Source organism: Stenotrophomonas sp. LST15-1-1.1, from assembly GCF_040815575.1.
Lineage (GTDB): Bacteria > Pseudomonadota > Gammaproteobacteria > Xanthomonadales > Xanthomonadaceae > Stenotrophomonas > Stenotrophomonas lactitubi_B.
This window is the reverse complement of the sequence record NZ_JBFPNJ010000030.1, coordinates 115,965-139,626: the sequence shown is the minus strand read 5'-3', so window position 1 is coordinate 139,626 and position 23,662 is coordinate 115,965. Positions and strand designations below refer to the sequence as shown.

Genomic DNA, 23,662 nt, shown 5'->3' with positions numbered 1-23,662 from the left:
TCCCCCACGCTGGAGTCCTCCCATGTCCGCCGTCGCTTCCGCTGTTCCTTCCACCGCTGCCAAGGCCACGCCGGGCATCGCCCTGGCGACCCAGGTGGCGGGCCAGGCCACCGTGCTGCCGGCGCCGTTGCTGGCCCTGCTGGTGTCCCTGCACCGGGCGGTGGAACCCGGCCGGCAGGCGCGGCTGCAGGCCCGCCGCGAGCGCCAGGCGTTCTTCGACCAGGGCGGCCTGCCGGACTTCCGCCAGGACACCGCCAACATCCGTGCCGGTGACTGGACCGTAGCGCCGCTGCCGGCCGCGCTGCAGGACCGCCGCGTCGAGATCACCGGGCCGACCGATCCGAAGATGGTCATCAACGCGCTGAACTCCGGCGCCAAGGTGTTCATGGCCGACTTCGAGGATTCAACCTCGCCGACCTGGCGCAACCTGCTGGCTGGCCAGCAGTCGTTGGCTGCTGCGGTGCGCGGCGACCTGCAGTACACCGCACCGGCATCCAACGGCAAGGCGGGCAAGCATTACGCGCTGCGCCCCTACGACGAGCAGGCGGTGCTGATCGTGCGCCCGCGCGGCTGGCACCTGGACGAAAAGCATGTGCGCGTCGATGGCCAGTTCCTCGCCGGCGGGCTGTTCGATGCGGCGGTGTTCGCCTTCCACAATGCGCGCGCGCTGCAGTCCAGGGATCGCGGCCCGTACTTCTACCTGCCCAAGCTGCAGAGCATGGAAGAGGCGGCGCTGTGGGAGACCGCGCTGTCGCACATCGAAGGCATGCTCGGCCTGCCACACGGCCAGATCAAGGTGACGGTGCTGATCGAAACGCTGCCGGCGGTGTTCGAGATGGACGAGATCCTGCACGCCCTGCGTGACCGCATCGTCGGCCTCAACTGCGGACGCTGGGATTACATCTTCTCGTACCTGAAGACGTTCCGCCGCCACGCTGACCGTGTGCTGCCCGAGCGCGGCCAGGTGACCATGACCCAGCCGTTCCTGAAGGCGTATTCGGAGCTGCTGATCCAGACCTGCCATCGCCGCGGCGCACATGCGATGGGTGGCATGGCCGCGCAGATTCCGATCAACAACGATGCGGCCGCCAACGAGCAGGCGATGGCGCGGGTGCGTGCCGACAAGCTGCGCGAAGTGAGCGCCGGCCACGATGGCACGTGGGTCGCGCATCCGGCGCTGATTCCGGTGGCGATGGCGATCTTCGACGAACACATGCCCACGCCCAACCAGCACCACGTGCTGCGCCAGGACGTGCGCGTGGGCCGCGATGAACTGATTGCGCGTCCGCCGGGCACGATCACCCGCGCCGGCTTCGAAGGCAATGTCGAAGTCTGCGTGCGCTACCTGGCCGCGTGGCTGGACGGCAATGGCTGCGTGCCGATCCACCACCTGATGGAGGATGCAGCGACTGCCGAGATCAGCCGCAGCCAGCTGTGGCAGTGGCTGCACACGCCGGGCCAGCAGCTGGACGATGGCACCGCGATTGATCTGGCACTGCTCGATACCACCCTGGCGCAGCTGCCGGCGCGCCTCGGCGATACCTCGGCGCTGCCCGGTGGCGGCCGCATCGAAGAAGCCATCACCCTGCTGGCCGAGCTGAGTCGCAGCAACGAACTGACCGACTTCCTGACCCTGCCGGCGTACGCGCGCATCGACTGATCGCTGCACGTCGCTTCCCCGCCGTTTCCTTCCCCGCTGCATCCGCACGAACCGAACTGGAGATAGACATGAGCACGCTGCCCACTGCCGAACAGATCCAGCACGACTGGGACACCAATCCGCGCTGGGAAGGCATCCAGCGCAACTACAGCGCCGCCGACGTGGTGCGCCTGCGTGGCACCGTCCATATCGAGCATTCGCTGGCCCGGCTGGGTGCGGAAAAGCTGTGGAAGTCGCTGCATGAGCGCGACTTCGTCAATGCGCTCGGCGCGCTGACCGGCAACCAGGCCATGCAGCAGGTGAAGGCCGGGCTGAAGGCAATCTACCTGTCCGGCTGGCAGGTGGCGGCCGATGCCAACCTGGCCGGGCAGATGTACCCGGACCAGTCGCTGTATCCGGCCGATTCGGTGCCGGCAGTGGTCAAGCGCATCAACAACACGCTGCTGCGTGCCGACCAGCTGCACCATGCCGAAGGCAAGGATGACATCGACTTTCTGCAGCCGATCGTGGCCGACGCCGAGGCTGGATTCGGTGGCGTGCTCAATGCCTTCGAACTGATGAAGGCGATGATCGAAGCCGGTGCCGCCGGCGTGCACTTCGAAGACCAGCTGGCCTCGGTGAAGAAGTGCGGGCACATGGGCGGCAAGGTGCTGGTGCCGACCCGCGAGGCGATCGAGAAGCTCAACGCCGCGCGGCTGGCCGCCGACGTGCTGGGCGTGCCGACCCTGCTGGTGGCGCGTACCGATGCCGAAGCGGCCGATCTGCTGACCAGCGACATCGATGCGAACGACACCCCGTTCGCCACCGGTGAGCGCACCGTGGAAGGCTTCTACAAGACCCGCAACGGCCTGGACCAGGCCATCAGCCGCGGCCTGGCGTATGCGCCGTATGCCGACCTGGTGTGGTGCGAGACCGGCAAGCCGGACCTGGAATTCGCACGGAAATTCGCCGAGGCCATCCACGCGAAGTTCCCCGGCAAGCTGCTGGCCTACAACTGCTCGCCCAGCTTCAACTGGAAGAAGAACCTGGACGACGCCACCATCGCCAAGTTCCAGCGCGAGCTGGGCAGCTACGGCTACAAGTTCCAGTTCATCACCCTGGCCGGTTTCCATGCGCTGAACTACGGCATGTTCAACCTGGCCCACGGCTATGCGCGCAGGCAGATGAGCGCCTTCGTGGAGCTGCAGGAAGCCGAGTTCGAAGCGGCCGAGCGTGGCTTCACCGCAGTCAAGCACCAGCGCGAGGTCGGCACCGGCTACTTCGATGCGGTGACCCAGGCGATCCAGCAGGGGCAGTCCTCGACCACCGCGCTGACCGGCTCGACCGAGGAAGAGCAGTTCCACGGCGGGCGCAGCGAACGCGCCGCGTGATCCGGTAGTGCCGGCCGCTGGCCGGCAACCACACGATGCTCCGGGCGCTGCGTGGCAGCCGGCCAGCAGCCGGCTCCACCGGGGCTGCGGATCCGATCAGGGTGGCCAGGGAAGGGCCAGACGACGCCGGCAGATCGGGGGATCTGCCGGCGTTGTTGTATCTGCGGCCGCTGCGACAATCGGCGTCGCGGCCACGCCAAGGCATTGATATGGCTTGCTTTCCTTCTGCTGCCAACACGCGTGAATGGGGCATTTCCGTGCGGATGATGCGGAGCGCTGCGTCTTCACAAAAATGAGAAGCGGCGCACAGTTTGATTCACTGATATGCTCCGCGGCTCACCAGGGGACGCTGGCGGCGGGTGCAGGGAATGACCGGCAGGGGTGCGGCCGAGAACATCGACACGACAACCGGTATCGCCAAGACGGCGATGGCCGAGATCGTGCATGCGCTGCTCTCCGAAGAAGAGGTTGCCCTGTTCGCCCGGTTTGCCCAGCCCTGCAGGCTGGAAGCGGGCCAGTGGCTGTTCCAGCGCGGCCATCGCGGCGAGTGCATGTACATCATCCTCGAAGGCCTGATCGAGCTGGATTTCGGCGAGGACCTGGTGCTGAAGACGCTCGGCCGGCATGAGTTCTTCGGTGAGCTCGGCCTGTTGATGGGCGACCATCCGCGCAGCGCCAGCGCACGGGTGATGGCCGACTGTCACGTGCTGGAACTGGGGCCGGCGGATTTCCATCGCCTGGTCGAGTCCGACCCGGGCCTGGTGGCCTACTTCCTGCGGCGCACGATCCTGCGCGTGCTGACCAACGAGCAAGCCCTGATCAGCCAGCTGCGGCGGCGCAACCATGACCTGGAAGCCGCGCTGGACAACCTGTACATCACCACCCACCAGCTCACCCATACCCGCGAACTGGTGCGCACCGACGAACTGACCGGCCTGCACAACCGCCGCGGCCTGGCCCTGTACCTGCAGGAATGCCGCAGCCATCCCGATGGCGCGCCGCAGGCCCTGCTGCTGATCGACTGTGACCGCTTCAAGCAGATCAACGACCGCCACGGCCACCAGGCCGGCGACCGGGTGCTGCAGAGCATGGGCAACATCCTGCGCTCGATGGCCGGCGAGCACGACCTGGCCTGCCGCCTGGGCGGCGACGAGTTCTGCCTGATCCTGCGCCGGGCCAATGTCGAGATCGTGCAGCATGCCGCCGAGTTCATCCTGAGCGCGGTGCACGGCCTGCTCGAACGCAGCCATGGCACCCCGCACGTCAGCCTGGCCAGCATCGGTGCCAGCCTGCTGGCTCCTGACGCGGACTGGAGCGGGTGGTACGCTCGCGCCGATCGAGCGCTGTACCAAGCCAAGCGGGCAGGCGGCAACTGCCTGCGGTGGGCCGATGGTCCGGATGGACAATGAGCGGAGACCCTGGCGATGAATGGCGACAACGGAACGTCGGCTCCACATAACGCCCAGCTGCGGGCGCTGCTGTTCACCGACCTGTGCGATTCGCTGCAGCTGGTGGAGCGTATCGGCGATGTCGCCGCCGCCGAATTCTTCCAGCAGCATGACCGTCTGGTCCTGGGGCTGCAGCAGCAGTGGAACGGCCAGCTGATTGATCGCTCCGATGGCTTGTTCGTTCTGTTCGAACGTCCCATCGATGGCATCGGTTTCGCCATTTCCTACCAGAACGCGGTCGACGCGATGGGCCACGAGCGCGGCATCGTGCTGCGCGCTCGCGCTGGTCTGCACGTGGGTGACGTGCTGCTGTGGGACAACAGTGCCGAGGCCGTTGCCCACGGCGCAAAGGCGGTGGAGGTCGAGGGCCTGGCCAAGCCGATGGCCGCGCGTTTGATGCAGCTGGCGTGGCCTGGGCAGGTGCTGCTGTCCTCAGCGGCCGAACAGATGGCGCGGCGGGCCGACAGCGAGTTGCCTTGGGCGGCGGACGAACTGCGTTGGAAGGACCATGGGCTTTGGCGCTTCAAGGGCATTGGCGAGCGCCAGCATGTGTTCGAAGTCGGCATCCGTGGCCGCGCGCCGCTGCGCCGGCCGCGTTCGGGCGACAAGGCCTGGCGGGATCTGCCGCTGTGGCGTCGCCCGGCTGCGCTGTTCACCGAGGCGACGCTGGCGGTGGCGCTGGCCGTGGTGATGTGGACGCTGCTGCGGCCGGCGCCGGCAATCGCATTCGCCGAGCGCGACTGGGTGATCCTGGCGGCGGTGAGCAACAGCACGGCCTATCCGCAGCTGGATTCCAGCCTGGAACAGGCGCTCTACATCAGCCTGGGGCAGTCGCGCTTCGTCAACATCCTCAGTGAACTGAAGGTGCGTGACACCCTGCAGTTGATGCAGCGCCCGGCCAATGCACGGCTGGACCGCGCCCTGGCGATCGAGGTTGCGCTGCGCGATGGCGCGCGTGCGGTACTGATGCCCACCGTGCTCGAGCTCAACGGCAAGGTGCGGGTGGGCGTGGAGGTGGTGGACCCACGCACTGGGCAGACGGTGTACACGCATTTCGCCGATGGCAACGGCCTGGATTCGATCCTGGCCTCCACCGATACCGTGGTGAAGGCACTGCGCAGCGACCTGGGTGAGGCGCTGCACGATGTCAGCCGCGAGCAGAAACCACTGCCCACGGTGGCCACAGCCAATCTTGATGCGCTGCATGCCTATGCCAAGGGCAGCGATGCGCTGGCGCAGGAGCGTTTCGATGAAGCGCTGCTGTTCTTCCAGCAGGCGACCCGCCTGGATCCACAGTTCACCTTTGCCTACATCGGGCAGATGCGGCTGCAGTACGCCATGGGCAACGTGTCGGCGGCCGGCGAACTGTACCGTCAGGCGGTGTCGGGGCGCACGCGGTTGAGTGCGCGCGACCAGCTGTATCTGGACGCCTGGGGTGCGGACTTCAGTGGCGCTCCCCCGCAGCGCAGTGCGGAAAAGTGGCGGATGCTGACCCAGCTGTATCCGGATGATCCGGCCGGTTGGATGAATCACGCGATGGCCCTGTTTGCCTATGGCGACTATGACGGCGCGTTGGCCGACATGATGCCGCTGTTGGAACGCCATCAGACACATCGCGCGCTGGTCCTGTCCTTCGTTGGCCGCACCCAGCTTGCGCGTGGCGAGGTCAAGGCCGCCGTCGCTGCGTTCAAGGAAGCAGGCGCGTTGCCGAACTGGCACGGCGACATGCTGGAGGCGGTCGCGCTGCTGCTGGATGGCGAGGTACAGAAGGCGCACGAGCGCAGTGAAGCCATTACCTCTCGCGGGCTCGGCGCGCGCATGGAGTACGGCGGACTTCTCGCCCTGCAAGGTCGGGTCAACGATGCGGCCGCTGAGATGACGCAGGCCGTCGAGCAGTGCGCGAGTGTGCCGGAGCTGTGCGACATCCTGGCCCTGCAGTCACTGGCATGGACTGCACAGGCCGGCGGCAGCGGTTCCCGAGTGCAATACGCACGGTTGCTGGACCGTACCCTGGCGGCAGTCGATGAGGGAGTCGGTGCCGCACCGCGTCATCGGGCTTTCATTGCGCTGTCCGTGGCCTACCACCTGCAGCGCGCCGGCCTGGACGCCGAGCTGCGCTCCCGCCGGCCTGCACTGCAGGCGTTGGTTGAACGCAGCACCGACCCGCGGCTGCAGGAATTGTGGCTGCTGCTTCGCGCGCGTGGCGAACTGGACGCCGGCAATGCAGAGGCCGCTTCGGCACTGTTGAAGCCGCTGGCCAACGGCACGCTGTACCAGTGGCATGTACTGCAGCTGGATATCGATCGCGCGCTCGGCCGCGATCAGGCCGTGCAGCGCCGGGAGCGCTGGTTGCGCCAGCGCACGGGCATGGCCTTCGCCGAAGACGCCGGTGCCCTGGTCCTGCTGCCATTGAACGTGGCCGATGCGCGCCGGCTGGCCGATGCGGCCAGCGCGCAGCAGGCAGCAGGCGCACCCTGAGGGCGGATCAGTCCTGCAGCCCCTTCAGGCCGCTTTCGAACATGAAGGGCACCTTGAACGGTCCGGTCACGGCCAGGCGTTCGCTCAACAGCGCCGCCGCCCGGGCAAATTCTTCCTTGCCGCCCAGCGAGTCCAGCGGCGTGTTGCACGCACCAACGCTGTCAGCATCTGCGCCCAGCGCAATCAGTGCCTTTGCCGGGTCGGCAGCGAAGGCACTGCGGAAGGCATCGTCGCTGGAAAGGTGCTTGAGCAGGGTCTGGACCACTTCGGGGGAGAGAGGAGCACGGGACATGGTTCACTACCGGCAGGGAGGGGAAAAAAACAGTATCGGCTGGACGCAGCGGGAATTGATGGTGCGTGTCGGCCACCACGCTATCATCGCCGGCCACCCACGCTTCCGGATGCGCATCGAATGAACTTCCGTCGCTGCAGGACGATGATCGTCGAACCGGTGGAGCGGGCGCATTTCGACCTGGATGCGCTGCTTGCCGGCGGCAGTGGCGTTGGCTTCGAACAATCCCTGCAGGTACGCGCCGCACATCTGCCGTCGCCATGCACGGTCGACGCGGTCAGCTGCCTGTGGCTGCTCCAGTGCAGCGCGGAGCAGTGGCAGCCACTACCGACAGAGCCGCAGGCACGGCAGCGTGTGCTGGCGCTGCTGGAGCAGGGGCTGCTGGTCAGCGACGATCCGGCGCATGCCGGGGCAGCAGCGGTCGAACAGCAGGTACGTGACAGCCAATGGTGGCCGCTATCGGCGCTGCACTACCAGCACTCGCGGTGGGATGGCGTGGACAGTGTCGGCGACATGGAGCGCAGCCAGCTGATGACCGCGCAGGACCTGGTGCGCAGCTTCGGCCCGCCGCCCGCCGAAGCGCCGGCCCGTCGGTCCGATGCGCGGCCCTTGCCGCGCTGCGATGACGACCCGATGCAGGCGCAGCTGCAGGCGCGTGCGACCTGCCGCAATTTCGACGATGCGCGCGCTGTGCCGTTGCCGATGCTGGCCCGGCTGCTGCAGCAGGTGCTGATGGCGCAGGCGCACGTGGAAACCGAACCGGGGGTGCGTTTCCTGAAGAAGAACATTCCGTCGGCCGGCAGCCTGCATCCATTGGAAGCGTATGTGGTGGCGCGCAACGTGGAAGGGCTGCCACCGGGCCTCTACCACTACCATGCCACCGCACACGAACTGGGCCCGATAGCGGTACCGCCCGGCGACCTGGACAGCTTCTGCCAACGCCTGCTGGCGGGTCAGCACTGGTTCGCCAACGCGCCGGTGCAGCTGATCCTGGTATGCCGCTTCGAGCGCATGTTCTGGAAGTACCGCGGCCATGCCAAGGCCTATCGCGCGCTCACTCTGGATGCTGGCCACGTATCGCAGGCGATCTACAGCGCGGCAACCGCGCAGGGGCTGGGCGCATTCGTCACCGCAGCGATCAACGAGGCCGAGGCCGAGCGGGCGCTTGGCCTGCAGCCGATGGCCGAGGGCGTATTGGCGGTCTGTGGCGTTGGCTGGCGTGCAGCGGAGCGGGTGACGGCCGAACTGGACCCGCTTGGCCAGGTGTGGCCGGTCACGCGTTGATCGACAACGCGTGACCGGACGGGATCACGCCGCTTCGAAATCCACCAGCACTGCACCATCTCCCACCTGGTCACCGGCCTTGGCGCGATAACCCTTCACCGTGCCATCGACCGGTGCCTGCAGGGTGTGCTCCATCTTCATCGCTTCCAGCACCACCAGCGGCGTGCCGCGCTTCACCTGCGTGCCTGCCGCCACCAGCGTTGCCACGATTTTGCCGGGCATCGGTGCCAGCAGGCTGCCGGCGTCGGCGCTGGCCTGTTCCGATTCGCCCACCGGGTCGTGCAGGGTGAAGCGGTGCTGGCCATCGTCGCCGAACAGGTATAGCTGGTCGCCGTCGCGCTGCAGCTGCAACCGCCAGCGACGCGCGTCCAGCTGCACCGACAGGGTGTGGCCATCGACACGGCCGACAACCTGCTTCGGCGCGGCGTCATCGCACTGCACGCGCCAGCCATCGGCCGTGGCCCACACCTTCAGCGTGTGCGCCCGCTCTCCCTGCTGCAGCGGCACCACGCGTGCGGCCGGCGCGCCCAGCCGCCAGCCATCCTGTGCCTGCCACGGCGAATGCGGGTCGCGCACATCGGTGGTAGCGACCGGTGTGCTCACCACGGCGGCGATCGCTGCCAGTTCCCACAGCGCCTGCTCACCGTCACCGGTCACCGCCAGTGCGGCCTGCTCACGCTCGATCAGCGCGGTATCCAGCTTTGCGTTGGCGAACGAATCAGTGTGCAGCAGGCGGCGCAGGAAGCCGGCATTGGTGGTCACGCCCACCACCTGGCAGTCGGCCAGGGCCTGGCTCATGCGCCGCAGCGCAGCGTCGCGGTCCACGTCCCAGACGATCAGCTTGGCAATCATGGGATCGTAGTACGGGGTGATGCTGTCGCCTTCCTCTACCCCCGTATCCACCCGCACGTTCGCCGACGGGGTCGGCAGGCGCAGGCGGCGCAGGGTGCCGGTGGACGGCAGGAAGCCACGGTCGGCATCTTCGGCGTACAAGCGCGCTTCGAGCGCATGGCCGTGGATGGTCAGTTCGTCCTGGCGCTTGGGCAGCGGCTGGCCGGCGGCCACGCGCAGCTGCCATTCCACCAGGTCGGTACCGGTGATGAACTCGGTGACCGGGTGTTCGACCTGAAGGCGGGTGTTCATTTCCATGAAATAGAAATCGCCGTCCGGACCGGCGATGAACTCCACCGTGCCCGCACCAACGTAGCCCACCGCGCGCGCGGCATCGACGGCGGCCTTGCCCATCGCGGCGCGGCGGTCGGCGCTCATGCCCGGGGCCGGCGCTTCTTCCAGCACCTTCTGGTGGCGACGCTGCACCGAGCAGTCGCGCTCGAACAGATACACCGCCTCGCCATGACCACTGCCGAATACCTGGATCTCGATGTGGCGCGGGCGCTCGACATACTTCTCGACCAGCACGTGGTCGTTGCCGAACGCCGAGGCCGCCTCGCGCTGGCAGCTGGCCAGCGCATCGACGAAGTCCTCGCTGCGCTCGACCTTGCGCATGCCCTTGCCGCCGCCGCCGGCGCTGGCCTTGATCAGCACCGGGTAGCCGATGCCATCGGCCTGGGTGCGCAGGAACTCCGGCGCCTGCTGGTCGCCGTGGTAGCCCGGCGTCAGCGGCACGCCGGCCCTGGCCATCAAGGCCTTGGCCGCGCTCTTGTCGCCCATCGCGCGGATCGCACTGGCGGGCGGGCCGATGAAGGTGATTCCCGCCGCGACGCAGGCGTCGGCGAAGTCGGCGTTCTCGGACAGGAAGCCGTAGCCGGGATGGATGGCCTGCGCGCCGGTGCGGCGTGCGGCATCAAGGATGGCATCGCTGCGCAGATAGCTCTCGCGCGCGGCGGCGGGACCGATGTGGATGGCCTCGTCGGCCAGGCGCACATGGCGTGCATTGCGGTCCGCATCGGAATACACCGCCACGGTGGCGATGCCGAGGCGACGGCAGGTGGCGATGACGCGGCAGGCGATCTCGCCGCGGTTGGCGATCAGGACTTTGCTGAACATGGCAACAGACTCGGTCATGGCACAGGTCACATGCGGAACACGCCGAAGCGCGTCTGCTGCGGGGGAGCGTTGAGGCTGGCCGACAGGGCCAGGGCCAATACCCGGCGGGTATCGACCGGATCGATCACACCGTCGTCCCACAGCCGCGCACTGGCGTAATACGGGTGGCCCTGCTGTTCGAACTGGTCGCGGATCGGTGCCTTGAACGCCTCCTCTTCCTCGCCCGGCCACTGCCCGCCCTTGGCTTCGATGCCATCGCGCTTGACCGTGGCCAGCACGCTGGCCGCCTGTTCGCCGCCCATCACGCCGATGCGTGCGTTGGGCCACATCCACAGGAAGTTGGGCGAGTACGCGCGACCGCACATGCCGTAGTTGCCGGCACCGAACGAGCCGCCGATCACCACGGTGAACTTGGGCACCTTGGCGCAGGCCACCGCCATCACCAGCTTGGCGCCGTCCTTGGCGATGCCGCCCTGTTCGTACTTGCGGCCGACCATGAAGCCGGTGATGTTCTGCAGGAACACCAGCGGGATGTTGCGCTGGGTGCACAGCTCGATGAAGTGCGCGCCCTTCAGTGCAGACTCGGAGAACAGGATGCCGTTGTTGGCGATGATGCCGATCGGATAGCCATGCAGATGGGCGAAGCCGGTCACCAGCGTGGCGCCATAGCGCGGCTTGAACTCGTCGAAACGCGAGCCGTCGACCAGCCGCGCGATCACTTCGCGCACGTCGTAGGGCTTGCGCGTATCGGCCGGGATCACCCCGTACAGTTCGTGCGCTGGCAGCAGCGGTTCTTCCACCGGCTGCAGCGCCATTGCTGCTTCGGGCTTGCGCCAGTTGAGCTGGGCGATGATCGCGCGTACCCGTGCCAGTGCCTGCAGGTCGTTGTCGGCCATGTGGTCGGCCACGCCGGAAATGCGCGTGTGCACATCGGCACCGCCCAGTTCTTCGGCCGTCACCACTTCACCAGTGGCCGCCTTCACCAGCGGCGGGCCGCCGAGGAAGATCGTGCCCTGCTCGCGCACGATCACCGTCTCGTCGCTCATCGCCGGCACATAGGCGCCACCGGCGGTGCAGCTGCCCATCACGCAGGCGATCTGCGGAATGCCCTGCGCGGAGAGATTGGCCTGGTTGTAGAAGATGCGGCCGAAATGGTCGCGGTCGGGGAACACCTCATCCTGCAGCGGCAGGAAGGCGCCACCGGAGTCGACCAGGTAGATGCACGGCAGGTGGTTCTGCTCGGCGATCTCCTGCGCACGCAGATGCTTCTTCACCGTCACCGGGTAATAGGTGCCGCCCTTGACCGTGGCATCGTTGGCCACGATCACACACTCCACACCGCTGACGCGGCCAATGCCGGCGACCACGCCAGCAGCGGGCACCGCGTCGTCATACATGCCGTGCGCGGCCAGCGGCGCGACTTCCAGGAACGCACTGCCCGGGTCGAGCAGGGCATCGATGCGGTCGCGCACCAGCAGCTTGCCGCGCGCGGTGTGCTTGGCGCGCGCTGCTTCGCTGCCGCCCAGGGCGGTGCGGGCGAGGGTGGCGTGCAGGTCGTCGACCACGGCCTGCATCGCAGCGCGGTTGCTTTCAAACGTATCGCTGCCCGGTTGCAGCTGGCTGCCTAGGATGCTCATGGGGTGCCTTACAGGGTGCGCTGGAACAGTTCGCGGCCGATCAGCATGCGGCGGATCTCCGAGGTGCCGGCGCCGATTTCATACAGCTTGGCGTCGCGCCACAAGCGGCCGGTCGGGTATTCGTTGATGTAGCCGTTGCCGCCAAGGATCTGGATCGCCTGGCCGGTCAGCCAGGTCGCCTTCTCGGCGGCGTACAGGATCGCGCCGGCCGCATCCTGGCGGGTGGTGCGGCCCTGGTCGCAGGCGCGCGCCACCGCATACACATAGGCGCGGCAGGCACCCAGGCCCACGTACATGTCGGCGATCTTGGCCTGGATCAGCTGGAAGCTGCCGATCGGCTCACCGAACTGATGGCGTTCGTGCACATACGGCATCACCACGTCCATCGCGGCGGCCATCAGGCCAAGCGGGCCGCCGGACAGCACCACGCGCTCGTAGTCCAGGCCGGACATCAGCACGCGTACACCGCCGCCGACCGTACCCAGCACGTTCTCTTCGGGAATCTCACAGTCCTGGAACACCAGTTCGCAGGTGGGCGAGGAGCGCATGCCCAGCTTGTCCAGCTTCTGCGCGGTGGAGAAACCCTTCATGCCCTTCTCGATCAGGAAGGCGGTGATGCCCTTGGCACCGGCCTCGACATCGGTCTTGGCGTAGACCACCAGCACGTCGGCGTCGGGGCCGTTGGTGATCCACATCTTGTTGCCGTTGAGCACGTAGCGGTCACCGCGCTTGTCCGCGCGCAGCTTCATCGATACCACGTCCGAACCCGCGCCGGGTTCGCTCATCGCCAGCGCACCGATCCTGGCGCCGCTGCACAGGTCCGGCAGGAAACGTTGCTTCTGCGCCTCGGTGCCGTTCTTGCGCAGCTGGTTCACGCACAGGTTCGAGTGCGCACCGTAGGAGAGGCCGATGCCACCAGAAGCACGCGAGACTTCTTCCATCGCCACCACGTGGGCCAGGTAGCCCATGCCGGTGCCGCCGTATTCCTCTTCCACGGTCAGGCCCAGCAGGCCCTGCTCGCCCAGCTTGGGCCATAGTGCCAACGGGAACTGGTTGGTCGCATCGGTCTCGGCCGCGAGCGGCGCGATCTCGGCAGCGGCAAAATGGGCCACGCTCTGGCGCAGCAGGTCGATATCTTCGCCGAGGTCGAAGTTCAGGGATGGCACGTGCATTGCGATGGCTCCACGAGGGAAGGTGGGGAATGGACGCACCCGGAAGGGGGAAGCGGGCCGCTGTTCACAGCAGCAGCCCGCACGGGCGATTGGACCCCAGCGTAGCGGGGTTCGGGTAAGAAGTGAACACAAATTCAAAAATTGAAACTAGACTCAGAACATGGCCTATAAACGCTCAGCATTGATGGAAGAACGCCTGGCCGGGGCCCGTGAACGGATCCTGCTGGCCACCCGCGAACTGGTCGCCACTGGCGGCTGGCGCAATGCGCCGGTAACGGCCGTGGCAACCCAGGCCGGGGTCTCCACCGGCTTGATCTACCGCCACTTCCCGTCCAAGGCCGAGCTGTTCGTGGAAGTGCTCAACGCCGCCGTGGCCCACGAGGTGGCGATCATGGAGCGCATCGCCAGTGCGCCGGAGCCGGCCAGCGTGCGCCTGCGCCAGGCCATCACCGCCTTTGTCCGCCGTGCCCTTGCCGGCCCGGGCCTGGCCCACGCCTTCATCGTCGAGCCGGTGGACCCGGACGTGGAAGCCGAGCGCATGCGCGGCCGCCGTGCCTTCGGTGACGTGTTCCTGCGCCTGGTGGAGGAGGGCGTGGCGGCCGGTGAACTGCCGGCGCAGGACGCGCATGCTGCCGCCGCCTGCCTGGTGGGGGCCTTCACCGAAGCGATGGTCGGCCCCACCGCGCCCAGCCGCGAAGCGCACCGCGACGAAGATGCCCTGGTCGAGGCCATCTGCAGTTTCTGCCTGCGGGCTGTTGGCGCAGGGTGATGCTGTTGTTGCGCATGCCCGGCGGCTTCTGCCGCGCTTCGCGCTCGCCGGGCGCGGCCCGGCACTACCCGCATGCGGCCACGGCGCATGCTGCGCCGCACCAGCCCTGACGCCTGTTGTCGGGCGCGGCGTGCGTTCTATACTCGGCCCATCACGCAGTCGCTCAGCCGTGGTCCAACGACTATCAGCCAGGGGTAACGAAGAGTGCGGAATTACGATCTGGAGTTCCTGAAACGCTTCTCCATGGTGATCGCGCTGTTGATGGCCATCACCCTCGGTCTGATCCTCCTGGCCGCGTTCATCCACACCCGGATTCCGCCCGAGGTGTCGCCTACCGCCGCCAAACGCACCGAACAGCGCATTTCGCCCACCGGCGCGGTGTACGCAGGCAGTACCGGCGCGGCCGCACAGGCTGCAGCGCATGCCGCCGCGCTGGCCAAGGCCGCTTCGCAGGTGGCCTACGGCGGTACCAAGGACGGCAAGGTGATCTTCGACAACCTGTGCACCGCCTGCCATACCACCGGCGTGGGCATGGCGCCGACGCTGGACCACTCGCACTGGGACAAGCGCCTGGCGCAGGGCAAGGACACCCTCTACAAGCACGCCATCGAGGGCTACACCGGCCCCGACGGCGGCATCATGCCGCCCAAGGGCGGCAACCCGGCGCTCACCGAAGAGCAGATCCACGCGACCGTGGACTGGATGCTGGGCAATCTGAAATAACGGGCGCCGCAGCACCCCCTTTGCCCACCAAGGCCGAAACCCCGCTGCGCAGGCGGGGTTTCGCATTTCAGGGTTAGTCTGTGCGCCTCTTCCGTGGAGTCGTCTGTCGATGCGTCGCCGTTCCCTCGCCCTTGCCCTGTCCCTGCTCCTGCCGGCATCCGCTTTCGCCCAGGCCCAGCCGCAGGTTGCGCCGACCACGGCGACCGCGCCGCGCAGCCCGGCCACCGTCACCCTGGCCGCCGCGCCGGCCGACTGGCGTGCACTGGAGGGCCAGCACGTGCGCATCGCCGCGCCGCTTACCCTGGCCGGCACCGATGGCCTGGAGCGCTTCGGCCAGCTCACCGTCGCCTTCGATGGTCGCCTGTGGCAGCCGACCGAAGTGGCCGTGCCCGGCAGTGCCGGTATCGAACAGGTGATGGCCGACAACCAGCGCCGCCGCCTGGTGCTGGACGACGGCAGCGATGCACGTGACCCGGCCAGCGTCGCCTATCTACCGGGCAACCCGGTGCTGCGTACCGGCATGCAGCTGCGCAACGTGGAAGGCACCGTGCGCGTCGATGCGCAGGGCCGCCCCAGCCTGCAGGTCGATGGCACATTGAAGCTGCCGGAACTGCAGCGGCCGGCCGTGCCGAGCGTGCCCGGCAGCCTGCATATCGCCGCCTTCAACCTGGAGAACTTCTTCAATGGCGACGGCCAGGGCGGCGGATTCCCGACCCTGCGCGGCGCGCGCACGCTGGACGAGCACAAGGCGCAGGTCGGCAAGCTGGTCGCCACCGTCAACGCGCTGGGCGCCGATATCGCCGCGCTGATGGAACTGGAGAACGACGGCTACGGCCCGCAGTCGGCCATCGCTGAACTGGTAAACGCACTCAATGTCGGTCTCGCGGCCGACAAGCAGTGGGCGTTCGTCGATGCCGGTGAAGGCCCCGGCAGCAATCCGATCCGCGTCGGCATCATCTACCGCAGGAGCGAATTCAAGCCGCTCGGCAAGCCGCTGACCAAGCTCGACGGTCCCTTCGTCGAACACAGCCGTGCACCGCTGGCGCAGGCGTTCCAGGGCAAGGGCGCGCCATTCATGGTGGTCGCCAACCACTTCAAGTCCAAGGGCTGCCGCGAGGCCAGCGGCGCCGACGCCGACCGCAATGACGGGCAGGGCTGCTGGAACGCCACGCGTGTGGAATCGGCCAGGCAGCTCAACACCTGGGTGCAGGCCGAAGCCGCGCGCATGAAGGTGACGGACGTGGTGCTGATGGGCGACTTCAACGCCTACGCCATGGAAGATCCGATCCGCACCCTGCACGACCTGGGCTGGCAGGATGCCTTCAAGGTGGCCAAGGTCGAACAGCCCTACAGCTACGTCTACAACGGCTATACCGGCCGCCTCGATCACGCGCTGCTCAGCCCGACGATGGCCAAGCGCCTGCGTGGCGCCGCCGAGTGGCACAGCAACGCCGACGAGCAGGACGCCAGCGGCTACCAGGGCCGCAACGTGCAGGGCCCGTGGCGCAGCTCCGACCACGACCCGCTGCTGCTGGGTTTCGGTAAGTAAGTAAGCCAACACCGGGGTCGGATCCCATTCCAACGGAATGGGCTCTGACCCCAATGCATCGCGGGGTCTCAAACGCAGGGATCAGAGCCCATTCCGTTGGAATGGGATCCGACCCCGGGCGGACTTACCCCCAGGCGATCAAGCCAATCGCCAGCACCGCCAGCGCCAGGCCGGCACGGTTCCAGCGCGTGGTCGCCTCGCCGAAGGCGAACACGCCCACCAGCGCACCCAGCACCACCACGCCGATGTTCATGCCGGCGAACACGGTGGCCGGGCTTTCCGGCATCGACTGGTGCGCATGCACGTAGAACAGGATGTTGCCGCCGTTGAGCAGGCCCAGCAGCGCGCCCGCACCGAGGTTGCGCCAGGCCAGGCGGCTGCGCCCACTGAAATGCCGCCACAGCTGCAGTGCCAGCATCAGCACGAAGGCCACGCTGAAACTGGCCAGTACTGCCGCCATCGACGGCGTGCCCGACAGCGCCACCTGCTTCAACAGCACATCCACCACCGCAAAGCCCGCCCATACGCCCAGCAACCAGCCCCAACCGCCGGCGGAAGCGGCCACTGCCGGGCCGCGTGGACGCAGGCTGATGGCCACCATCGCCAGCAGGCCCAGACCCAGCCCAACCAGCTTCCAAGGCGTGGCGGTCTGCCCGAAGAACAGGAACGCCGCCGCCAGCGACAGCAGCAGCGACAAGCGCTGTGCCACGTCGCTGCGGACGATGCCGGCCACCGCTACCGCGCGGCCGAGTACCAGGAAGATCGAGGGCAGCACCACCGCCAGCGCCAGCAGTGACACCCACGGTGCATGCGGTGCGCGCAAGGCCTCCAGCGGCGGCTGCAGCACCACCGCCGTCATCGTCGCGGCGACCAGATAGTTCCAGGTCACCATCTGCGCAACATCCAGCTGGCGACGACCAGCCAGCTTCAACACCACCGAAACCAGCACACTGCAGATCACGGCCAGGGACAGGTAGAGCATGGGGCGGGCACAGGGCAGCGGCGGGGGACGCTATCATGGTGCCATGCACAAGCCCTCGTTCCCCGTCGCCCCCGGCGAAACCGCCTGCATCTCACTGGAAGGCCCGGTTGGCCCGCTGGAAGTGCTCGTCGACCTGCCCAAGGCCGATGTGCCGGTGCAGCCGATCGTGGCCGTCATCTGCCATCCGCTGTCCACCGAAGGCGGCACCCTGCACAACAAGGTGGTCACCATGACCGCCACCACCCTGCGCGAGCTGGGCATCGCCACGGTGCGCTTCAACTTCCGCAGCGTCGGTGGTTCTGCCGGTGAATTCGACCACGGCGTGGGCGAGCAGGAGGACCTGAAGGCCGTCACCGCCTGGGTCCGCCAGCAGCGCCCGGACGACCGCCTGTGGCTGGCCGGCTTCAGCTTTGGTGCGTTCGTTTCGCTGAAGGCCGCCGCCGAGCTGCAGCCCGAAGCGCTGATCTCGATCGCGCCGCCGGCGGGCCGTTGGGACTTCGGCGGCATCACGCCGCCGGCGCGCTGGCTGGTGATCCAGGGCGAGCAGGATGAAATCGTCGACCCGCAGGCCGTCTACCAGTGGCTGGACACCCTCGATGCGCCGCATGAGCTGGTGCGCATGCCGGACACCAGCCACTTCTTCCACCGCAAGCTGATCGACCTGCGCGGCGCGCTCACCCATGGCGTCAAGCATTGGCTGGGCACGGCGGCATGAGCGAGGTGGAACTGACCCCGACGCAGCGCTATGCGGCCGGGGTGGAACGCGGCGATTGGCAGAACGACCCGGCCCAGCATGCGGCCCTGGCCGAGCTGGACAGGATCCACCTGGCCCTGGTGGACAGCGCCGAGGATGGCTGGTTGGACCGCCTGTCCTCGTTCTGGAAGAAACCCGAGCCGGTCAAGGGCCTGTACTTCTGGGGCGGCGTCGGCCGCGGCAAGACCTTCCTGGTCGACCTGTTCTACGACGGCCTGCCGATCAAGCAGAAGTACCGCACCCACTTCCATCGCTTCATGCGTAGCGTCCACGAGCGCCTGCGCGAGCACCAGGGCCAGAGCGACCCGCTGGCGAAGATCGCCCAGGAATGGCGCAGCAACCTGCGCGTGCTGGTGCTGGACGAATTCTTCGTCACCGACATCGGCGATGCCATGCTGCTGGCGCGCCTGCTGGAGCGGATGTTCGCCGAGGGCGTGACCCTGGTCACCACCTCCAACACGGCGGTGGAAAACCTGTACCTCAACGGCCTGCAGCGCGAGAGCTTCATGCCGGCCATCGGCCTGCTGCAGCGCTACTGCGTGGAACTGTACGCCGAGGGCACCGAGGACTACCGCATGCGCGCGCTGACCCGTTCGCCGGTGTACCGCGCGCCGCTGGCCGCCGACAGTGACGCCTGGCTGGCCACGCGCTGGGGCGAACTGAGTGGCGGCCAACCGGCCAAGGCTGGCAACATCGAGATCGAGAGCCGCAAGATCCCGGTGCGCGCGCGTGGCAAGAGCATTGCCTGGTTCGACTTCGCCGCCCTGTGTGAAGGGCCGCGTGGGCCGTCGGACTACATCGAGATCGCGCACGAGTTCAACACCGTGCTGCTGGGCGGCATTCCGGCCTTCGACCGGTTGAACGAGGATGCCGCGCGCCGCTTCGTCAACCTGATCGACGAACTGTACGACCGCCACGTCAACCTGGTCTGCACCGCCAGTACTTCACCGGTGGAGCTGTACACCGGTACCCGCCTGCAGGGCGCGTTCGAGCGCACGGCCTCGCGCCTGATCGAAATGCAGAGCGCCGAGTACCTGGGTACCCCGCACCGGGCGTGAGGGCGGTTTACTGTAGAGCCGAGCCCACGCTCGGCTGCTTCTGGATGATGTGCCGAAAGGCAACCGAGCCCATGCTCGGCTCTACCTGACGTGCCAGGTCCAGAATGATTCAACTGCGCGCTGGGAAGTGCCTGTACAAGTAAAGGTGATTCGTGAGTCAGGAAATCAACAAGCACGTTGCGCGAGCGATCGTTGAGCTTGCCATCTTCCTCGAGTTTTCGACGGATGACGTATTGGATCCAGATGCTGCAGTGCAGGGGCTCGAACGATTGGCTTCGACATTGCAAATGATGGATGTGGAGTCCAAATCATCTTTGTGCGTGCAGTTTGAAAGCATCGCGATGGAGTATTCAGGGGAGCAGGCCGGGTTTGTTGAAGGCTTGGGTGAATCGCTGGGGTTGATCGAAGCGTAGTCTGCTCATGTGTAGAAGCCCCAGATTCCTCTGGCACCAGCAGTCAGAAATTCCGTGTTCGCGCGCACCGCCTCGCGCCTGATCGAGATGCAGAGCGCGGAATACCTGGGTACCCCGCACCGGGCGTGAGGGCGGTTTACTGTAGAGCCGAGCCCGCGCTCGGCTGCTTCTGGACGATGTGCCGAAAGGGAGCCGAGCATGGGCTCGGCTCTACAGCAGCGCCGCGCAGCTATCGGGAAGGTGCCACAGCGTTGTCACGCGGCCGCTCATCCGGCCCGGCCGACATATGCAGCCCCGAGCCGCTGTCGTGCTCCACCCGTACGCTCTCGCCGCGCTCCAGCAACCGCAGCGGCTGCCCCTGGTAGCGCACCTCCAGCGCGTCATGGGTCGCGGCCAGTGACTGCACCAGCGGACACAGTGCCATCGCCTTGGCCTCCAGCTGCTGGCTGCGTGCTTCGATGCGGCGGTCGACTTCCGCATCGAGGCGGTCGGCGCGGCGCTCCATGGCCCCGGCGCGGCCGGTGAACACCTGCCACAGCACGCTGCGGGTCATCGACCCGGCCATTGTCTCGGCCATCTGCTCGATGTGCGCGTCGAAGCCGTCGCCGAAGGCGTCCTGTTCCCAGTAGCCACGGCCCAGGCTGGCGTCGATCCACTCCTGCATCTCGCCACGCATCGCGCGCATCTGGCGATTGCGGGACTTGCCGGTGATGGCCTCGAAGGCGGCGTCCAGCGCATCGAAGGTGACTCCGGAGACTTCGTGGGCCAGCGCGGTGGCCGCCGGCATCAGCTGGCGCGCACCGGCTTCCATCTGCCGCAGGCGGGCGGCGTCGGCGGCGCTGACCGTGACCATCCTGCCGTCCAGGCTCAGTTCGCCGTCGTGGAACACCACTTCATGCGGCGCCTGCGGGCCATGCCGCAGCCAGATGCCGCCGCTGTCCACCAGCACGTCGTAGTCGGTATGGATGCCGCACTGGTCCGAACGCAGGTCCGGCCCCTCGGCGGCCAGCGCCGGGGCAATGAACAGGGCAGGCAGCAGGGCCAGCGCGGGCAACCGCAGGTGCATCGGAGCATCCTTTTCCGGGAGCGGGCGGCCAGCATCCGCCGCCAGCGCGCGGGCGTCACCGGCCGGAAGTCACCCGTCCACCGGATTCCCACCGGCTGCCCACCACCTATCCACAGGGTTGTCCCTAGCCAGTTTCATCACTGTCATGTGAAGCTGTCATTGTTCCGTTTTCGCGGTGCGTTGTACCACCGCAATGACGCCTTTCGGGCTTGACTGCGCAGCCCGTTCCAGCAGGTCCAAAGCGTCCAAACCGGGCGCCGATGGCACGATCCTTGCGGCGCAAGGGATTGACGAATTTCACTACATTTGGCGTTGACGGACCCAACTACCCCCACTATCTTGTGGCTGTCGGTTGTGGGGACCCCAAGCCGCCGGGTCCATGGAATGGATCGCCGGACCCTCCGGTGATACGCCCTCCATGCCCGCAGCGGCACCGGTCAGCACTGCCAGCGGCAGCCACAGGCGCAGGGTCTCACTTCCTGCGACACCGGCCTGCCACCCTGGGCTGTCATGTCCCGGGCCGCGTCACCCGATGCTCCGAGCCACCATCCATCACGCCAAGAGGACACACGCCGTGACCACCGAGACCAGCGCCACCATCGAGAAGGAAAGCGAGTTCCTGTTGACGTCGCCGCCGACGTCCAACGCGATGAGTGTGACCAAGCGCAATGGCACGACCGAGCTGGTGGATCTGAACAAGATCGTCCGCGCGGTGCAGCGTTCCTCTGAAGGCCTGCACGCCGTCGATCCGATGCGCGTGGCCACCCGCACCATTTCCGGCCTGTACAACGGCGCCACCACCCAGGAGCTGGACGAACTGTCCATCCGCACCGCGGCGCTGCTGATCGGCGAAGAACCCGAGTACGGCCGCCTGGCCGCGCGCCTGCTGGCCAACTTCATCGCCAAGGAAGTGTCCAACCAGGAAATCCACGCGTTCTCGCAGTCGGTGGGTCGTGGCCACGAAGTGGGCCTGATCAACGACCGCCTGCTGAACTTCGTGCAGACCAACGCACGCAAGCTCAACGATGCCATCGACATCTCGCTGGACCTGAACTTCGATTACTTCGGCCTGCGTACCCTGTACGACCGCTACCTGCTGCGCCATCCGCACACCCGCAAGGTGATCGAGACCCCGCAGCAGTTCTTCCTGCGCATCGCCAGCGCGCTGAGCGAGGACGTGCCGGAAACCCTGGCGCTGTACAAGCGCATGGGCAACCTGGACTACCTGCCGTCCAGCCCGACCCTGTTCAACTCCGGCACCACCCACGAGCAGCTGTCCTCGTGCTTCCTGCTGGACTCGCCGCAGGATTCGCTGGAATCGATCTACTCCAAGTACGGCGACATCGCCCAGCTGTCCAAGTTCTCCGGCGGCATCGGCGTCAGCTACACCCGCGTGCGTTCGCGTGGCTCGCTGATCAAGTCGACCAACGGCCATTCCAACGGCATCGTGCCGTGGCTGAAGACCATGGATTCGTCGGTGGCTGCGGTGAACCAGGGCGGCAAGCGCAAGGGCGCGGCCTGTGTGTACCTGGAAACCTGGCACGCTGACATCGAGGACTTCCTCGAGCTGCGTGACAACACCGGCGACGAATCGCGTCGTGCGCACAACCTGAACCTGGCCAACTGGATCCCCGACCTGTTCATGAAGCGTGTCGAGTCGGACCAGGAATGGTCGCTGTTCGATCCGCGCGTGGTGCCCGAATTCACCGACCTGTTCGGTGAAGCCTTCGAGGCTGCCTACCTGCAGGCCGAGGCACAGGGCAAGGCCAACCGCACCATCTCCGCACGCAAGCTGTACTCGCGGATGATGCGCACCCTGGCCGAGACCGGCAACGGCTGGATGACCTTCAAGGACAAGTGCAACCGCGCCAGCAACCAGACCCTGCGCGCCGGCAACGTGATCCACCTGTCCAACCTGTGCACCGAGATCCTGGAAGTCACCTCGGCCGAAGAAACCGCAGTGTGCAACCTGGGTTCGATCAACCTGGGCAACCACTTCGACGGCAACGGCGAGTTCGATTTCGACAAGCTGGCCGACACCGTGCGCCTGGCCGTGCGCCAGCTGGACCGCGTGATCGACCTGAACTTCTACCCGATCGAATCGGCACGTCGCGGCAACCTGCGCTGGCGTCCGGTCGGCCTGGGCTGCATGGGCCTGCAGGACGTGTTCTTCCGCAAGCGCCTGCCGTTCGATGGCGCCGAAGCCCGCGCGCTGTCGAAGAAGATCGCCGAGACCATCTACTTCCACGCGCTGGAAACCTCGGTGGAACTGGCCCAGGAACGTGGCAAGCACCCGTCCTTCGCCGACACCCGTGCGGCCAGCGGCGAGCTGCAGTTCGATGCCTGGAACGTGGTGCCGGAAGATGCCGCTCGCTGGGACGCCCTGCGTGAGCGCATCAAGGAACACGGCCTGCGCAACTCGCTGATGATCGCGATTGCCCCGACCGCCACCATCGCCTCCATCGCCGGCTGCTACGAGTGCGTGGAACCGCAGGTGTCCAACCTGTTCAAGCGTGAGACCCTGTCCGGTGACTTCCTGCAGGTGAACCGTTACCTGGTGAACGAGCTGAAGAAGCTTGGCCACTGGACCCCGGAAATGCGCGATGCGATCAAGCTGGCCGACGGTTCGATCCAGGCTCTCACCCAGATTCCGGAGACGCTGCGCCACGTCTACCGCACCGCATGGGAACTGCCGATGCGCTCGCTGATCGACATGGCCGCCGACCGTGGTGCCTTCATCGACCAGTCCGCCTCGCTCAACCTGTTCATGGAAAGCCCGAGCATCGGCGCGATGTCGTCCATGTACATGTACGCCTGGAAGCAGGGCATCAAGACCACCTACTACCTGCGTTCGCGTCCGGCCACCAAGATCGCCAAGACCACCGTCAGCCACGTGGCCACCGCCGGCCCGGAGAAGGTGTTCAGCCCGGAAGAGGCCATCGCCTGCTCGCTGGAGAACCCGGAAGCCTGCGAGGCCTGCCAGTAAGACGCGCCGTGCCG

18 protein-coding genes are annotated in these 23,662 nt (G+C 66.9%); 12 read left to right on the top strand and 6 right to left on the bottom strand.

The window, feature by feature from the left end; all coding sequences use genetic code 11:
- The first annotated feature begins 22 nt into the window (after positions 1-22).
- The 4 genes from aceB to MRBLST15_RS15460 all read left to right on the top strand — a co-directional run bounded on the left by aceB (position 23) and on the right by MRBLST15_RS15460 (position 6,956).
- Positions 23-1,660: a malate synthase A gene (gene aceB, locus MRBLST15_RS15475; RefSeq protein WP_265955502.1), complete on the top strand. Its 1,638-nt coding sequence runs from the start codon at positions 23-25 to the stop codon at positions 1,658-1,660.
- A 68-nt stretch (positions 1,661-1,728) separates the two neighbouring features.
- Positions 1,729-3,030 carry an isocitrate lyase gene (gene aceA, locus MRBLST15_RS15470; RefSeq protein WP_367786630.1) on the top strand — a complete coding sequence of 434 codons (1,302 nt, stop codon included), beginning with the start codon at positions 1,729-1,731 and terminating at the stop codon, positions 3,028-3,030.
- Between the two features lie 368 nt (positions 3,031-3,398).
- On the top strand, positions 3,399-4,439 hold the full coding sequence (locus MRBLST15_RS15465) for a GGDEF domain-containing protein (protein ID WP_265955505.1): 1,041 nt from the start codon (positions 3,399-3,401) through the stop codon (positions 4,437-4,439).
- A gap of 15 nt (positions 4,440-4,454) precedes the next feature.
- The gene (locus tag MRBLST15_RS15460; protein ID WP_205405706.1) at positions 4,455-6,956 is read left to right on the top strand and encodes a putative peptide modification system cyclase; all 2,502 of its coding nucleotides are present in this window, start codon (positions 4,455-4,457) and stop codon (positions 6,954-6,956) included.
- A 7-nt stretch (positions 6,957-6,963) separates the two neighbouring features.
- On the opposite strand, the gene MRBLST15_RS15455 is transcribed toward MRBLST15_RS15460, so the two are convergent.
- Positions 6,964-7,248, bottom strand: coding sequence for an NHLP-related RiPP peptide (locus MRBLST15_RS15455; RefSeq protein ID WP_180164498.1), 285 nt, complete (start codon positions 7,246-7,248; stop codon positions 6,964-6,966).
- A 120-nt stretch (positions 7,249-7,368) separates the two neighbouring features.
- On the opposite strand from MRBLST15_RS15455, the gene MRBLST15_RS15450 reads away from it, so the two are divergent.
- Positions 7,369-8,532, top strand: a complete 1,164-nt coding sequence (locus MRBLST15_RS15450; RefSeq protein WP_367786627.1) for a putative peptide maturation dehydrogenase — start codon at positions 7,369-7,371, stop codon at positions 8,530-8,532.
- Positions 8,533-8,556: 24 nt separating this feature from the next.
- Here the strand turns inward: MRBLST15_RS15450 and MRBLST15_RS15445 are convergent, their stop codons facing one another.
- Genes MRBLST15_RS15445 through MRBLST15_RS15435 form a run of 3 tightly spaced genes read right to left on the bottom strand, consistent with a single transcriptional unit; the run spans position 8,557 to position 13,348 of the window.
- Positions 8,557-10,539: an acetyl-CoA carboxylase biotin carboxylase subunit gene (locus MRBLST15_RS15445; protein ID WP_367786625.1), complete on the bottom strand. Its 1,983-nt coding sequence runs from the start codon at positions 10,537-10,539 to the stop codon at positions 8,557-8,559.
- A 26-nt stretch (positions 10,540-10,565) separates the two neighbouring features.
- Positions 10,566-12,176: a carboxyl transferase domain-containing protein gene (locus tag MRBLST15_RS15440; RefSeq protein ID WP_265954799.1), complete on the bottom strand. Its 1,611-nt coding sequence runs from the start codon at positions 12,174-12,176 to the stop codon at positions 10,566-10,568.
- A gap of 8 nt (positions 12,177-12,184) precedes the next feature.
- On the bottom strand, positions 12,185-13,348 hold the full coding sequence (locus MRBLST15_RS15435) for an isovaleryl-CoA dehydrogenase (protein ID WP_367786623.1): 1,164 nt from the start codon (positions 13,346-13,348) through the stop codon (positions 12,185-12,187).
- Between the two features lie 160 nt (positions 13,349-13,508).
- Here MRBLST15_RS15435 and MRBLST15_RS15430 point away from each other — a divergent pair, with 160 nt between their 5' ends.
- From MRBLST15_RS15430 to MRBLST15_RS15420, 3 genes are all read left to right on the top strand, one after another.
- Entirely contained in the window at positions 13,509-14,117 is a 609-nt protein-coding gene (locus MRBLST15_RS15430) for a TetR/AcrR family transcriptional regulator (protein ID WP_089241525.1), read from the top strand.
- A gap of 204 nt (positions 14,118-14,321) precedes the next feature.
- Positions 14,322-14,840: a c-type cytochrome gene (locus MRBLST15_RS15425; RefSeq protein WP_088100772.1), complete on the top strand. Its 519-nt coding sequence runs from the start codon at positions 14,322-14,324 to the stop codon at positions 14,838-14,840.
- Between the two features lie 109 nt (positions 14,841-14,949).
- Positions 14,950-16,389, top strand: coding sequence for an ExeM/NucH family extracellular endonuclease (locus MRBLST15_RS15420; RefSeq protein ID WP_265954791.1), 1,440 nt, complete (start codon positions 14,950-14,952; stop codon positions 16,387-16,389).
- A gap of 124 nt (positions 16,390-16,513) precedes the next feature.
- Here the strand turns inward: MRBLST15_RS15420 and MRBLST15_RS15415 are convergent, their stop codons facing one another.
- Positions 16,514-17,371, bottom strand: coding sequence for an EamA/RhaT family transporter (locus MRBLST15_RS15415; RefSeq protein WP_367786620.1), 858 nt, complete (start codon positions 17,369-17,371; stop codon positions 16,514-16,516).
- 43 nt (positions 17,372-17,414) lie between these two features.
- Between MRBLST15_RS15415 and MRBLST15_RS15410 the strand changes: the two genes are divergently transcribed.
- The 3 genes from MRBLST15_RS15410 to MRBLST15_RS15400 all read left to right on the top strand — a co-directional run bounded on the left by MRBLST15_RS15410 (position 17,415) and on the right by MRBLST15_RS15400 (position 19,596).
- Positions 17,415-18,086 (top strand): alpha/beta hydrolase, encoded by a 672-nt coding sequence (locus MRBLST15_RS15410; protein ID WP_100554413.1) that lies wholly within the window; start codon positions 17,415-17,417, stop codon positions 18,084-18,086.
- Positions 18,083-19,183, top strand: a complete 1,101-nt coding sequence (gene zapE, locus MRBLST15_RS15405; protein ID WP_088100770.1) for a cell division protein ZapE — start codon at positions 18,083-18,085, stop codon at positions 19,181-19,183. Before MRBLST15_RS15410 ends, zapE begins: the two co-directional genes overlap by 4 nt.
- Before the next feature lie 152 nt (positions 19,184-19,335).
- Positions 19,336-19,596 carry a hypothetical protein gene (locus tag MRBLST15_RS15400; protein ID WP_367786618.1) on the top strand — a complete coding sequence of 87 codons (261 nt, stop codon included), beginning with the start codon at positions 19,336-19,338 and terminating at the stop codon, positions 19,594-19,596.
- A 229-nt stretch (positions 19,597-19,825) separates the two neighbouring features.
- Here the strand turns inward: MRBLST15_RS15400 and MRBLST15_RS15395 are convergent, their stop codons facing one another.
- Positions 19,826-20,662: a DUF2884 family protein gene (locus tag MRBLST15_RS15395; protein ID WP_367786616.1), complete on the bottom strand. Its 837-nt coding sequence runs from the start codon at positions 20,660-20,662 to the stop codon at positions 19,826-19,828.
- Positions 20,663-21,236: 574 nt separating this feature from the next.
- Between MRBLST15_RS15395 and MRBLST15_RS15390 the strand changes: the two genes are divergently transcribed.
- Positions 21,237-23,648, top strand: coding sequence for a ribonucleoside-diphosphate reductase subunit alpha (locus tag MRBLST15_RS15390; RefSeq protein WP_265955513.1), 2,412 nt, complete (start codon positions 21,237-21,239; stop codon positions 23,646-23,648).
- The last annotated feature ends 14 nt before the right edge of the window (positions 23,649-23,662 follow it).